General features: G+C 57.0%; 13 protein-coding genes. 6 read left to right on the forward strand and 7 right to left on the reverse strand.

From position 1 onward, the window contains the following. The first annotated feature begins 102 nt into the window (after nt 1-102). On the forward strand, nt 103-2,343 hold the full coding sequence (locus PHACT_RS08290) for a carbohydrate binding family 9 domain-containing protein (RefSeq protein ID WP_070116747.1): 2,241 nt from the start codon (nt 103-105) through the stop codon (nt 2,341-2,343). A gap of 42 nt (nt 2,344-2,385) precedes the next feature. Here the strand turns inward: PHACT_RS08290 and ppk2 are convergent, their stop codons facing one another. After that, nucleotides 2,386-3,153, reverse strand: coding sequence for a polyphosphate kinase 2 (gene ppk2, locus PHACT_RS08295; protein ID WP_070116748.1), 768 nt, complete (start codon nt 3,151-3,153; stop codon nt 2,386-2,388). 90 nt (nt 3,154-3,243) lie between these two features. Between ppk2 and PHACT_RS08300 the strand changes: the two genes are divergently transcribed. Both PHACT_RS08300 and PHACT_RS08305 read left to right on the forward strand, forming a co-directional pair. Further along, nucleotides 3,244-3,918 (forward strand): class I SAM-dependent methyltransferase, encoded by a 675-nt coding sequence (locus tag PHACT_RS08300; RefSeq protein WP_070116749.1) that lies wholly within the window; start codon nt 3,244-3,246, stop codon nt 3,916-3,918. 26 nt (nt 3,919-3,944) lie between these two features. Next, nucleotides 3,945-4,676: an SIMPL domain-containing protein gene (locus PHACT_RS08305; protein ID WP_070116751.1), complete on the forward strand. Its 732-nt coding sequence runs from the start codon at nt 3,945-3,947 to the stop codon at nt 4,674-4,676. Between the two features lie 24 nt (nt 4,677-4,700). Here the strand turns inward: PHACT_RS08305 and PHACT_RS08310 are convergent, their stop codons facing one another. Both PHACT_RS08310 and PHACT_RS08315 read right to left on the reverse strand, forming a co-directional pair. Continuing rightward, nucleotides 4,701-5,189: a methylated-DNA--[protein]-cysteine S-methyltransferase gene (locus PHACT_RS08310; protein WP_070116755.1), complete on the reverse strand. Its 489-nt coding sequence runs from the start codon at nt 5,187-5,189 to the stop codon at nt 4,701-4,703. 38 nt (nt 5,190-5,227) lie between these two features. Beyond that, nucleotides 5,228-6,724, reverse strand: a complete 1,497-nt coding sequence (locus PHACT_RS08315; protein WP_245730651.1) for a DNA-3-methyladenine glycosylase 2 family protein — start codon at nt 6,722-6,724, stop codon at nt 5,228-5,230. A gap of 74 nt (nt 6,725-6,798) precedes the next feature. Here PHACT_RS08315 and PHACT_RS08320 point away from each other — a divergent pair, with 74 nt between their 5' ends. Continuing rightward, a complete protein-coding gene (locus PHACT_RS08320; RefSeq protein ID WP_070116759.1) occupies nt 6,799-7,917 on the forward strand; it encodes a zinc-binding dehydrogenase in 1,119 nt (372 codons plus the stop codon). A gap of 84 nt (nt 7,918-8,001) precedes the next feature. Here PHACT_RS08320 and PHACT_RS08325 read toward each other — a convergent pair whose 3' ends face one another. Next, complete coding sequence (locus tag PHACT_RS08325) at nt 8,002-8,622, reverse strand: glutathione S-transferase family protein (RefSeq protein ID WP_070116762.1); 621 nt, start codon at nt 8,620-8,622, stop codon at nt 8,002-8,004. A gap of 124 nt (nt 8,623-8,746) precedes the next feature. Here PHACT_RS08325 and PHACT_RS08330 point away from each other — a divergent pair, with 124 nt between their 5' ends. Both PHACT_RS08330 and PHACT_RS08335 read left to right on the forward strand, forming a co-directional pair. Continuing rightward, a complete protein-coding gene (locus PHACT_RS08330; protein WP_070116766.1) occupies nt 8,747-9,706 on the forward strand; it encodes a helix-turn-helix transcriptional regulator in 960 nt (319 codons plus the stop codon). A 1-nt stretch (nt 9,707) separates the two neighbouring features. Then, complete coding sequence (locus PHACT_RS08335; RefSeq protein ID WP_070116770.1) at nt 9,708-10,616, forward strand: AEC family transporter; 909 nt, start codon at nt 9,708-9,710, stop codon at nt 10,614-10,616. A gap of 29 nt (nt 10,617-10,645) precedes the next feature. Here the strand turns inward: PHACT_RS08335 and PHACT_RS08340 are convergent, their stop codons facing one another. The 3 genes from PHACT_RS08340 to PHACT_RS08350 form a co-directional block, all read right to left on the reverse strand. Beyond that, complete coding sequence (locus PHACT_RS08340) at nt 10,646-11,407, reverse strand: ABC transporter permease (RefSeq protein WP_070116775.1); 762 nt, start codon at nt 11,405-11,407, stop codon at nt 10,646-10,648. Then, nucleotides 11,404-12,366 (reverse strand): ABC transporter ATP-binding protein, encoded by a 963-nt coding sequence (locus PHACT_RS08345; protein WP_070116778.1) that lies wholly within the window; start codon nt 12,364-12,366, stop codon nt 11,404-11,406. The genes PHACT_RS08340 and PHACT_RS08345 overlap by 4 nt, the downstream gene beginning before the upstream one ends. A gap of 130 nt (nt 12,367-12,496) precedes the next feature. Next, a complete protein-coding gene (locus PHACT_RS08350) occupies nt 12,497-12,856 on the reverse strand; it encodes a YciI family protein (RefSeq protein ID WP_070116781.1) in 360 nt (119 codons plus the stop codon). Between the last annotated feature and the right edge of the window lie 47 nt (nt 12,857-12,903).

Here is a 12,903-nt window from a genome sequence, read left to right on the forward strand (position 1 = left end):
CTGGTCAGCGCGCGGAGTTTGTTTACATTATTCTCGAAAGTGCCGTAAAATCATGCGCTTATTTTTCATTCTGTGTTCATGCCATTGGGGAAGTTAACAATCATGTCCTTTAAAAATACCGTTGCGTCTGGCGTATGTGTTTTATTTTGTGCGTCAGCCCATGCGCAACCCGCCCTGCCGGCGGATGGCGATGCGGCATCGCTTCCCACCAATGCACCCAGGCAATTCCGGGCCGTGCGTGTTACCCAGCCACCGGTCATTGATGGCATTATTGATGATGCGGTATGGCAACAGGCGGAAGCGATTACTGACTTCCACCAGACCCGGCCCGGCAATGGCACCCCGACCTCTGAGCGCACCGAAGTTTATGTGGTCTATGACGATGACGCCCTGTACGTCGCCGCTCGAATGTTTGACAGCGATCCCGAGCTGATTGCAGCGCCGGTGATCCGCCATGGCCAGGGCATGCCCTCCGACGATCGCCTGGTGGTTATTCTGGACCCATTCAATACCGGCCGTGCCGGCTACCGTTTTGAAACCAACCTCAATGCCGCGCGACACGATTCGCTGTACACCAGCGTCAGCAGTTTTTCACTGGACTGGAATACCATCTGGGATGTCGCCACCAGTGTCGATGGCCAGAGCTGGGTCGCCGAAATCGAAATACCGTTCAAGTCGATTCCCTTTGACCCAGCCATCGAAACCTGGGGTTTCAATTTTGGCCGCGCCATCCGTCGACGCGGCGAGGAAATGGCATGGGTCTCGCAGAACCGCACCTACAACCCCAGCATTGTCGGCCAGATGACCGGCATCAGTGGCATCAGCAAAGGCGTGGGCCTGGATCTGGTACCGTCGCTGTCGGTGAACCGTCGCCGGGATTACGACCCGACCAGCAAGGAAACCACCACCGAACCGTCACTGGATGCGTTCTATCGCATTACACCCTCACTCAATGCGGCGCTCACCCTCAACACCGATTTCTCGGCCACTGAGGTCGACAGCCGTCAGGTCAACCTGACGCGCTTCAACCTGTTCTTCCCGGAAAAGCGTGACTTCTTTCTGAATGATTCCGACCTGTTTCAGTTCGGCAACATCGGCGGCATGGCCGGTGGCAACGATGCCACGTCGCTGGGCAGCCGTGAAAATGCGCGACCTTTTTTCTCACGCCGCCTGGGGCTGAGTGAAAACGGTGCACCGGTGGATATCAACTTCGGTGGTCGCATCAGTGGCCGTGTCGGACGCTGGAACATCGGCACCCTGGCCATACGTCAGGATGAGTTCGGCCCAGTGGACGCTTCCGACCTGTTTGTCACCCGGGTCTCCGCCAACGTACTGGAAGATTCCGGCATCGGTTTTATCTACACCAATGGCGACCCCGCCTCCAATGTCGACAACAGTGTTGTTGGTGTCGACTTCAAATACCTGAACAATCGATTACAGAACGGACGTACCTTTGAAGCCGATGCCTGGTACCAGCAGTCAGATACGCCCGGCCTGGTGGGCGACGACGCGTCATTCGGCTTTGGCCTGCGCATGCCCAATGCCACTGGCCTGCGCGGTCGCATGGCGTACAAGGAAGTACAGCAGAACTTTAATCCGGCCATGGGTTATATCAACCGCTCCGATATCCGTGACCTGACCATGGATGCCGGTTACACCCATTTTTTTGGTGGCGATGTGCTGCAGACAGTGTTCTCCGGCATAGATGCGCAGCGTATCGAACGCATTGAAGGTGGGCTGCAGAGTCAGACGCTGGTGTACCGGCTGGCGGAATTACAAACCAATACCCGTGACAGCCTGAACCTTACCTTCAAGAGTAATGAAGAGAACGTGCAACGGCCTTTTGTCATTTATTCTGATCAGAACCGTCAGGTGGCCATTCAGCCGGGCCGCTATCAGTTCAACGAACAGGAGATCAGCGCCAGCACCGGTGGTCAACGCGAATTCTCAGGCAGTGTCAGCTATCTGCAGGGCGACTTCTACAACGGCGAGCGCACCAACATTCGCGGCTCGGTGTCCTGGAATCAGTCGCGTTTCTTTGTGATGTCTGCCAGCTACGACTGGAATGACATCAGTCTGCCTCAGGGTGACTTTGTTGCACGCCTGACCTCGGTGTCCACCCAGGTTGCGTTCTCGTCCACGCTGTACTGGATCACGCTGACGCAGTACGACAACCTGTCAGAAGAACTGGGCATCAATACCCGCCTGCAGTGGATACCACGCGCCGGCCAGGAAGGCTTTATTGTGCTGAACTACAATATGCAGGACCGCGACAAGGACAACACCTTTGAATCGGCGTTCTCCGACCTGACTGTCAAATTCCGCTATACGTTCAGGTTCTGACCCGATCTTTTTGGGGGATGATACCGCTCACTGGCGCTGGCATCAGGTTGCAAGACCGTTATTGGTGTCGTTGACGTTATCGTAGGTCAGCACCACCCGAGTGTCCGGCTGTACCAGTGACTCATCCTTACCGTCGTAGCGCAGCCGCGTCAGGATGTCGCTGATCACATTAAGCCGCGCCTGGCGCTTGTCATCCGCGTGCACTCCGGTCCATGGCGCCTCAGCAGTATGGGTGCGCGCCAGCATCTCGTCCCGGGCCAGCGAATAGTCTTGCCAGTGCTCCAGCGCTTTGGCATCAATGGGACTTGTCTTCCATTGTTTTAACGGATTCTTTTTGCGCGCCAGCAAACGTTTTTCCTGTACCGGCCGGGAAATATCCAGATAGTATTTCATCATCTTGACGCCCGAGCGCACCAGCATGGCCTCAAACTCAACGACAGAGCCCATGAACTCTTCATACTGATCCAGTGAGCAGAACCCCATGACGCGCTCAACACCCGCGCGGTTGTACCAGCTACGGTTGAACAGCACGAGTTCGCCAGCGGCAGGCAGGTGGGGCACATAACGCTGAAAGTACCACGCGGACTGCTCACGATCTGATGGTTTACCCAGCGCAACGACACGGGTTTCGCGCGGACTGAGATGTTGCACGATACGCTTGATGACGCCATCCTTGCCGGCTGCATCCCGCCCTTCCAGAATGATCAGGATTTTGTCGTCGTGGGCCATAAAATGCCGTTGCAACTTGACCAGCTCAATTTGCAGGTCATGTAGGCGTTTCTTGTACACGGACTTGGATATGGAAGACATCGGTGTCCCGCATTTGTTTTAAAAAATGTCATTGTATCTTGCCCCCGCCCCCGTACAATTGCAATGTAGCCGCCCAAACGGGAGAACGCCATGGATGACGACAACAGGATTATTCGATCGTGGCAGACCAACGCTGAGCCATGGATTACAGCTGTGCGCGAACAACAGATCGAGTCGCGCGCCGTCACTGACCAGGCCATCATAGACGCTATCGTGGCCCACTCACCCGGCACGGTGCTTGACATCGGCTGTGGCGAAGGCTGGCTGGCACGGGCGCTCAACAAATACGGCATCAACGTGACGGGCGTGGATGTTGTACCCGAACTGGTTGCCGCTGCCAACCAAGCCGGCGGAGGCGAATTTCACGAACTGCCTTATGAAGAATTGGCGACCTACTCGCTTACGCATCGCTTTGACGCGCTGGTCTGCAACTTCTCCCTGCTTGGCGATCGCTCAACCGAACATGTCTTTCGGGCAGCATCACAACTATTGAAACCGGGCGGCCTGATGTTTGTACAGACCCTGCACCCGGTGTCTGCCTGCGGCAATCAATCCTACGTCGATGGCTGGCGTGAAGGCTCATGGGAAGGTTTTAGCGAGGCGCTGGGCGAGACCTTCAAGGAAGCACCGCCGTGGTATTTCCGCACCATGGAGAGCTGGCAGGACCTGTTTGTTGATGGCAGATTGACGCTGATTGAAACCCGGACGCCGGTTCGTTCAGCTGGCAGTCAGCCAGTGTCCGTTATCTTCGTGGCTAAATGTTAACGTCATTTAGACCATGAGGAACGGCTGTGAAAAATATCTCCCGTACCAGCGCCATTGCGCTGGGTTTAACGCTCGGCCTGTCCCTGATCGTGGGCCTCAGCAGCCTGGGTTACCTGCTGGGCAGTTTTGCTGTTACCGTGAAGGAATACGAACGCACCGTCACCGTTAAAGGCCTGGCCGAGCAGGAGCATACTGCTGACATCGTGATCTGGCCGATCCAGTACACAGCCGCTGACAATGATTTGAGCGCACTGTATGCCACGCTGGACGAAAACAACGCCAGCATCCGTAATTTTCTGCAAAGCAATGGCCTGCCCGACGATGCGATCAGCCTGGCGCCACCCGCCATCACGGACCGGTTGGCACAATCCTACGGCGACGGTTCCCGTGCCGAGTTTCGTTATACCGCCACGCAGGCGTTAACGGTATACTCACCCGAGATTGATCTGGTGCGCGGGCTGATGAGCTCACTGTCTGATCTGGGACGCGAAGGCATTGTATTCTCGGGTGCGGAGTATCGCTTGCAACCGGAATATCTGTTCACACGCCTGAATGACATCAAACCGGCAATGATTGAAGAAGCCACCCGGGAAGCACGTGCGGCCGCTATCAAATTTGCCGATGATTCCAACAGCGCGCTGGGCAAGATCAGAAATGCATCGCAGGGCCAGTTCAGCATCAGCGACCGCGATCGCAATAACCCCCATATCAAGAATGTGCGCGTGGTGGTGTCGGTGGAATACTATCTCTCTGACTAAGCAGTCAGGCCTGCCGTATTAGAACTATTTACAGAGCCGCTGCTCGTGCGCCAGCAACCACTGTTTGCGCGCGATACCACCACCATAACCCGTGAGCGCACCACTGGCGCCCAACACCCGATGGCAGGGTACAATGATGCCAATCGGGTTGCGACCGTTGGCCATACCAACGGCTCGAGGTGCCGAGGGTTTGCCCAGACGCATTGCCAGCGCGCCATAACTCTCGGTGACGCCAAACGGGATATCGCACAGGGCCTGCCAGACTTGTTGCTGAAAGTCGGTGCCCTTCCCTGCCAGTGGCACATCAAAGCATTGCAGTTCCCCGGCAAAATAAGCCGCCAGTTGTTCGCGTACTTGCACAAAGCGTTTGTCATCCCGCACACTGCGAGCCGGCAACGCCGGTCGATGCTTTTGCGCTGTCATGTACAGACCGGTCAATGCGTCGCCATTGCCGGTCAGGGTCAACACGCCCAGCGGAGAATCGACCTCACTGTAATAGCTGTTTCTTATCATGCCACCTGGCTCCTTAGTTCTTTAATCGCAACAATCTCTCAGCCACCAGCACTCAGCGAGTGCCACACATGGATTGCGGCATAAGCACGCCATGGCCGCCATGCTTCTGCTTCGGCCTGCAATACTTTGGGTTTGTCCGTCCCCATGATTTTCATCAGTGCCAGATCCGAGGCCGGAAACGCATCGGGATCACCCAGCGCACGCATGGCAATATATTCTGTGGTCCACGGACCGATACCGGGCAGCGCCAGCAACCTGGCCCGCACCTGTTCAGAGTCAGCCGAGGGGGCAAGTAGTATTTCTTTTTCTGCCACAGCCCGGGCCAGTGCCAGCACGGTGGCAGCACGTTTGCCGGTCAGTCCCAGTGCAATCAGTTGTGACAGATCGGCCCTGGCGACTGCCTCCGCCGTTGGCGCCAGTCGATCCAGCTGCGGAAACGGGGTGACCATGCTACGACCAAAACATTCAACAAAACGTGCAAAAACCGTGGTCGCCGATTTCACACTGACCTGCTGGCCGACAATGGCGCGCAATGCCAATTCAAAGCCGTCCATGGCACCCGGCACTCGCAAACCCGGTGTGCGCAATACCATGTCACGTAGACGCGGGTTGCTACCAAGCTGCTGATCAATGATCAGGGGGCTGGCATCGAGATCGAACAGTCGTCGCAGCCGAATCTGCAGCTGCGGCAATACCGGCAACAACGACAGCGATACCTCGACTTTAAGTACGGAACCGGTGTCCGGTTGTGCCGCAATCCAGCCCTCATGCTCATCGATCGCCACCGTGCGAACATATTGCCGACTCTGCAACATCTCCGTGCGGCCACTGCCACGTCCGGCCAGAAACCCGGCCAGTGCATCCCAGGCCAACGGGCCGCGAAAACCCAGCTTGATGGGGACACTGTCACCCGACTGGACACCTTTGTTGCGCCGCAATGTGTGTGGGTTGAGCCGGTAGTGTTGCGCAAAAATGCGATTAAACTGGCGCACGCTGGCAAAACCGCAGGCGAAGGCAACATCGACAATGCGCAAAGGCGAGTCCGTCAACAATTGTTTGGCCAGCAGCAGCCGGCGCGTACGCTCAAGCGCCAGCGGCGTGACGCCATACTCGGTGCTTACAATGCGGCGCAACTGGCGGGAGCTTAGACCAAAATCCGCTGCCAGATCTTCCACATTCCCGGTGGCAAGCGCCCCGGCCTGAATCGCATCAAATAAAAGACCGGCGCTTTGCCTGACACTGTCTATGGGGGCCCGCCCCGGCGCCAGCTCCGGGCGGCAGCGCAGACAGGGCCGATAGCCGGCGGCTTCAGCACTGGCCGCATTGGCATAGAAGGTACAACGCTGCCGGCCCGGTGTGCGCACTGTGCACACCGGACGGCAGTAGACGCCGGTGGAAGACACACCAACAAAAAACAGGCCGTCAAAGCGCGCGTCGCGTGCCTGAACGATGGGGTAACAATGCTCGGTTGCAAGATTCATGACCAGCAGAATAGCACCCCTGCACCGGCGTGGCTGGCCCTTTTCGGACGTCATCCTGCAGACCACCCTCCTTGCGCGCACTGATTGATGTTAAGGTAACGGCCTAAACAAATCAGACCGAGGATGCCATGACTGCACAACAATCCCGCCAGATCCGCTCCACCATTACTGCCGAAGGCAAATTACGCCTCAACCTGGAAACCACCTCTGTGCCCGAACCCAAGGCCAATGAGGTGGTGATCCGTGTGCAGGCCACACCGATCAACCCATCCGACCTGGGCCTGCTCATTGGCCCGGCCGATGTCAGCAGCCTGCAGGTATCCGGCAGCGCCGATGACCCGGTGGTCACCATGGATGTACCCAAAGCCATGTTGCCGGCGCTGGCTGCGCGCCTGGACGAGTCCATGCCGGTGGGCAATGAAGGCGCCGGAGAAGTGGTCGCTGCCGGCAGCGGTGCCGAGCACCTGATAGGCAAGATTGTGGGTATTGCCGGTGGCGCCATGTACAGCGAATACGTGGTGAAACCAGCCGCCGCCTGCCTGGTCATGAACTCGGGTACGACCGCCGAGCAGGCTGCGTCCTGTTTCGTCAACCCGCTGACCTCACTGAGCATGGTGGAAACCATGCGCAAGGAAGGCCACACCGGGCTGGTACATACCGCTGCCGCGTCCAACCTGGGCCAGATGCTGGTGAAGATCTGTCAGGCCGACAACGTGCCGCTGGTCACCATTGTGCGCAAGGCCGAGCAGGTAAAAATCCTGAAAGACCTGGCCGCGGAACATATCTGCAATTCCAGCGACGACGACTTCATGGAGCAACTGGTGAAGGCACTGTCAGCCACTGGCGCAACGCTGGCCTTTGACGCCATCGGCGGTGGTGAGCTGGCCAGTCAGATTCTCGCCGGCATGGAAACTGCTGCCAACCTGAACGCCAAAGAGTACAGCCGTTACGGCTCTTCGGTGCACAAACAGGTTTACATCTACGGTGGTCTGGATCGCAGCCCCACGGTGCTGAAACGTTCCTACGGCATGATCTGGAGCGTCGGTGGCTGGTTGCTGACGCCGTTCCTGCAGGGCCTGGGTCAGGAAAAAGTGCAGCAGTTGCGCCAGCGTGTGGTGGACGAGATCGATACCACGTTTGCCAGCCACTACGACAAGCGTCTGAGCATGGCGGAAGTGCTGTCTGAAGATGCCATCAAGGCTTACTCAAAGCAGGCCACGGGTGAGAAATATCTGATTACGCCCTGATTAAAACCTGATCGCGTACAGGTTACATTGTTAAAAGGCCGGTTCCATGGAACCGGCCTTTTTTTTGATCAGCCCTAGCTGGTTTCAGTCCTGTTTTATCAGCGCATCGTCCAGCTCATTGGCACGTTTGGCCGCCTCGCGCCCGTCCACCCGTGCCAGGTATTCAGTGAAGGCCGGCAGGGGTTCCAGTGTTTTCTGCATGATGCCCCAGCCAATAAAGCTGCCGGCGAGCACATCAGCCGCGGTAAATTGTTCACCACAAATGTACGGACCGTTTGCCAGCGCCAGGACCATGGCGTCAATCGCATCCTGATAATGGCCACAACCCACGGACACCGCGCTTTCATCGCTAATGTCCCAGCCAAAGGCTTTGCAGGTGGCCGCCATCTCCAGCGGCCCGGCAACAAAAAACAGCCAGCGATAGTAGGTACCGCGCAGTTTGCTGCCGGAAGGCGGTGCCAGCTTTTTCTCCGGAAACTGATCGGCCAGATAGGCACAGATCGCCGACACTTCGGTGACCACGGTGTCGCCATGTTTGATCGCCGGCACTTTCCCCATGGGGTTGATAGCGAGGTATTCCGGCGCTTTCATGCTGGCGCCGTATTCCAGCAGTTTCACATCATAGGGCACGCCCAGTTCTTCCAGCATCCAGCGCACAATGCGACCACGAGAATGGGGATGGGTATAAAACGTCAGATCAGCCATGATTTTTGTCCTTGTTGTGTGATTAGTTAACGAACGAATGGCATAATAAAGTTTAATTAGGACAGATTACGCCCTTATAATTTGCGATGATCAAAATTCTCTGAAATGCGCCGGAGCATCTCTTATGTCAGGTCCCACCACTCGCGTTCTCGCACTGCTGGAACTGCTGCAGACCCATGGCCTGCTCAGCGGCGGCGAGCTGGCGGAGCGCCTGGATGTCGACCGGCGCACTATCCGGCGTTACATCAGGGTACTCGAAGAACTTGGCATTCCGGTGACCACCGAGCAGGGACGTTATGGTGGCTACAGGCTGGTGGCCGGTTTTAAACTGCCGCCGCTGATGTTCACCGATGAAGAAACGCTGGCTGTGTCGCTGGGATTGCTGGCAGCGCAACAACTGGGGCTGGCCGAATCCACTCCTGCCATTGCCAGTGTACAGGCAAAACTGGAACGGGTGATGCCAGCTAACCTGAAACGCCGGGTGCGTGCTGTCAGCGATACCACCAAACTGATTCTGCCGAAAGTGGAACCCAGCTATGACCATCGCACTCTGCTGACACTGACCACGGCGATTCAGTCAGAACAGGGTATCGATTTTGTTTATCAGAGCCCGGACCAGAACATCATGCCGCGCAGCATCGACCCCTACGGCCTGGTGTTTCGCCGCGGTCGCTGGTATGTCAGTGGCCACTGCCATCTGCGCAACGAACTGCGCTCATTCCGGCTGGACCGGATCACCTCGGTGAAAATGCTGACGCGGCGTTTTACCCGGCCCCGCGACTTTGACGCCGCCGAACACCTGAGTCGCAGCCTCAGCCAGATGCCACGCGCGTTGCCGGTGTCCGTGTTGCTGCACACCGATGCCGACACCGCCGCCCGACTGTTTGGTTGTCATCCCGCCATGACAGACCTGTTTCAGCAACAGGACGATGGTCTGCTGCTGACCACTCACACCGACAGTTATCAATGGTTCGCCTGGTGGTTGTCGCACGCCTCATTCCCCTTTACAGTGCAGGGCCCACCGGAACTGAAACAGGCGTTACGCGAGCAGGCCCAGCGCCTGCTTGATGCGGCCGGAAGCTGATATGGAAAACTTTGCACTGATTCTGATTTACCTGATCATCGGTACGCTGCTGCGCCGGATCCGGCAGTTTCCCGTCGACACCGGCACGGTGCTGAATCAATATGTGCTGTTTGTGGCGCTGCCAGCACTGGTGCTGCAGAAAATGCCGCTGCTGACATTCTCCAGCCAGCTGTGGATTCCAGCCGTGATGCCCTGGTTACTGCTGCTGCTCACTGCCGGTGCCGTGCTGCTGGCTGGCCGACTGTTGCACTGGGATCGCAATGTGGTGGGCGCGCTCATGGTGGTGCTGCCACTGGGCAATACCTCGTTTCTGGGTTATCCCATGGTGGAAGCGTTTTATGGCGACACCGGACTGCCCTTTGCCATCATCTACGATCAGGCCGGATCGTTTCTGGCGCTGGTCACTTACGCTGCGATTGTTGCTGCCTGGTTTAATCCCGCGTCCGACGCCCGACCCAGTGCCTCGCAGATACTGCGCAAGATCCTTTTATTCCCCGCCTTTATCGCGCTGCTACTGGGTCTGGCCCTAAAAGGCACGAGCTACCCACCGTTTATGGAACTGTTACTGGATTCGCTGGCGGCGACGCTGGTGCCGGTGGTGATGATTGCGGTGGGTTTCCAGTTGCGCCTGAAACTGGAAACCGGGCAGACCACGCCGCTGATGCTGGCGCTGGGTTTTAAACTGTTGCTGATGCCGGCAATCGCACTGGGTTTGCTGGCGCTGTTGCAACCACATCTGCTGTTGGCGCAGGTGGTAGTGCTTCAGGCCGCGATGCCGCCGATGATCACTGCCGGCGCTGTGGCCATCGGGGCGTCACTGGCACCCCGCTTTGTTGCCGCGCTGGTCGGGGTAGGACTGCTGTGCAGCTTTGTCACCCTGCCCCTGTGGTTCTGGTTGCTGGGCGCCTGAAGTTAACCGCCCGGCTGCAATAAGACGGCTTACACCTTGATCTTGTAACCGGTGCGGAAGATCCACCAGATAATGCCCAGGCATATCAGCATAAACAGGAAGATCATACCAAGGCTGAAGCCCGCGTTGACATCCGACACGCCATAAAACGCCCAGCGGAAACCACTCACCAGATACACCACCGGGTTGAACAGCGTGATGGTCTGCCACAGCGGCGGCAGCATGCTGATGGAATAAAAGCTGCCACCCAGAAAGGTCAGCGGCATCACCACCATCATCGGTACAATCTGCAGACGCTCAAAGCCATCGGCCCACACGCCCAGGATAAACCCGAACAGACAGAAAGTGACAGAAATCAGCACCAGAAAAGCCAGCATCCACAGCGGATACATCACCGTGAAATCAACAAAGAAGCGCGCCGTCAGCAGAATGATCAAGCCCAGCATCACCGACTTGGTAGCGGCCGCACCCACATAACCCAGCACAATCTCAAAGGCCGAAATCGGCGCTGCCAGCACTTCATAGATGGTGCCGGTAAACTTGGGCATGTAAATGCCAAATGCCGAATTGTTGACACTCTCCACCAGCACTGTCAAAAGAATCAGACCCGGCACAATAAACGCCGCATAACTGATGCCGTCGATCGCTGTCATGCGCGAACCTATGGCGGACCCGAACACAATGAAATACAGCGAGGTGGTCAGTACCGGCGAGGCAATGCTCTGAAATGCAGTACGAAAAGTACGCTTCATCTCAAACTTGTAAATTGCTTTGATGGCCTGGAAATTCATGATGTGGCTCCTGCAGTGCGTGCCCGGGCATCATCGCTTGACACCAGACTGACAAATATCTCTTCCAGTGAACTTTGTGAGGTCTGCAGGTCGCGGAACTCAATGCCGTGGTCATACAGCGTACGCACCACCCGACCAATCTCGCCGTAGTCGCTGCGGGTATCATAGGTATACACCAGCTTGCTGCCATCATCGCTGAGCACCAGCCCATCGATGCTCAGTCCGCTCGGCAGTGCTGACAGTGGCTCCGGCAACTCCATCACCATCTCGCGTTTTCCCAGTTTTTTCATCAGCTCGGCCTTTTCTTCCACCAGCACAATCTGACCCTTGTTGATGACACCAATACGGTCAGCCATATCTTCGGCTTCCTCGATATAGTGCGTGGTCAGAATGATGGTGACACCCTCCTCGCGCAGCTGGCGAATCATCTGCCACATGTCACGGCGCAGCTCAACATCCACCCCCGCCGTGGGCTCATCCAGAAACAGGATCTGCGGCTGATGCGACAACGCCTTGGCAATCAGCACCCGACGCTTCATGCCACCGGACAGTGCCATGATCTTGCTGTCTTTTTTGTCCCACAGACTGAGGCTGCGCAGCAGCTTCTCCAGATAGGCGTTGTCAGGCTTGCGGCCATACAGACCCCGCGTCAGGGTTACCGTGTCCCAGACCGACTCAAACATACTGACCGCCAACTCCTGCGGTACCAGGCCTATTTTCTTGCGCACCGGCCGATAGTCACGAATGATATCCAGGCCATCAACTTTCAGCTCACCCTCGCCCGGATTGACCAGGCCACACAGGATGCTAATCAGCGTGGTCTTGCCGGCGCCATTGGGGCCGAGCAACGCAAAAATCTCGCCGCGCTTGATGCTCAGGTCGACGTTGTCCAGCGCCCGGAAACCTGAGGGGTACACCTTGCTCAGACCTTTGACGCTGATGATGGGTGCTTCGGTCATTGTTTTTCTCCTTGACTGACAGTCGGGCAAGCTTACGCGACAATCAGGTCAAAATCTGTCCTGATTGGTAAAACAAAAAAGCATGAGGCATCGCTGATTCTGTTACCAGTGCCAGTGGTCACTGCCGTTGTTATACTTTCGGCGGCAGTTCCCGGATCGGCCGCAGCTCAATGCTGCCCAACCGTGCCGGCGGAATATTGCCCGCCAGTTGGATAGCCTCGTTCAGGTCGCGCGCGTCGAGCAGATAGAACCCGGCCAGCTGCTCCTTTGTTTCCGCGAAGGGACCATCGGACACCAGCGTCTCGCCATTACGTACGCGCAGGGTGGTGGCGGATTCGACCGGGTGCAGCGCCTGGCCGGCAAGATAATTGCCCGTGCCGCTGAGTTTTTCCACACAACGTATGCACTCCTGATTCAGATCCTGCCATTCCTGCTCACTCATGGCGTTAATGATGCTTTCCTGATAATACACCAGTGCCAGGTATTTCATTTTAATGCTCCTTCTTCATGTTTCTTCTTTATGTTCCTTGGAATTTT

It is taken from the genome of Pseudohongiella acticola (assembly GCF_001758195.1).
Taxonomy (GTDB): Bacteria; Pseudomonadota; Gammaproteobacteria; order Pseudomonadales; family Pseudohongiellaceae; genus Pseudohongiella; species Pseudohongiella acticola.

Excerpts from the sequence above, each read along its gene's own strand:
- ppk2 (WP_070116748.1), bottom strand. The coding sequence starts at position 3,153 with ATGTCTTCCATATCCAAGTCCGTGTACAAGAAACGCCTACATGACCTG.
- PHACT_RS08335 (WP_070116770.1), top strand. The coding sequence starts at position 9,708 with ATGGAAAACTTTGCACTGATTCTGATTTACCTGATCATCGGTACGCTG.
- PHACT_RS08315 (WP_245730651.1), bottom strand. The coding sequence starts at position 6,724 with ATGACGTCCGAAAAGGGCCAGCCACGCCGGTGCAGGGGTGCTATTCTG.
- PHACT_RS08310 (WP_070116755.1), bottom strand. The coding sequence starts at position 5,189 with ATGATAAGAAACAGCTATTACAGTGAGGTCGATTCTCCGCTGGGCGTG.
- PHACT_RS08320 (WP_070116759.1), top strand. The coding sequence starts at position 6,799 with ATGACTGCACAACAATCCCGCCAGATCCGCTCCACCATTACTGCCGAA.
- PHACT_RS08345 (WP_070116778.1), bottom strand. The coding sequence starts at position 12,366 with ATGACCGAAGCACCCATCATCAGCGTCAAAGGTCTGAGCAAGGTGTAC.
- PHACT_RS08325 (WP_070116762.1), bottom strand. The coding sequence starts at position 8,622 with ATGGCTGATCTGACGTTTTATACCCATCCCCATTCTCGTGGTCGCATT.
- PHACT_RS08330 (WP_070116766.1), top strand. The coding sequence starts at position 8,747 with ATGTCAGGTCCCACCACTCGCGTTCTCGCACTGCTGGAACTGCTGCAG.
- PHACT_RS08300 (WP_070116749.1), top strand. The coding sequence starts at position 3,244 with ATGGATGACGACAACAGGATTATTCGATCGTGGCAGACCAACGCTGAG.
- PHACT_RS08340 (WP_070116775.1), bottom strand. The coding sequence starts at position 11,407 with ATGAATTTCCAGGCCATCAAAGCAATTTACAAGTTTGAGATGAAGCGT.
- PHACT_RS08350 (WP_070116781.1), bottom strand. The coding sequence starts at position 12,856 with ATGAAATACCTGGCACTGGTGTATTATCAGGAAAGCATCATTAACGCC.
- PHACT_RS08290 (WP_070116747.1), top strand. The coding sequence starts at position 103 with ATGTCCTTTAAAAATACCGTTGCGTCTGGCGTATGTGTTTTATTTTGT.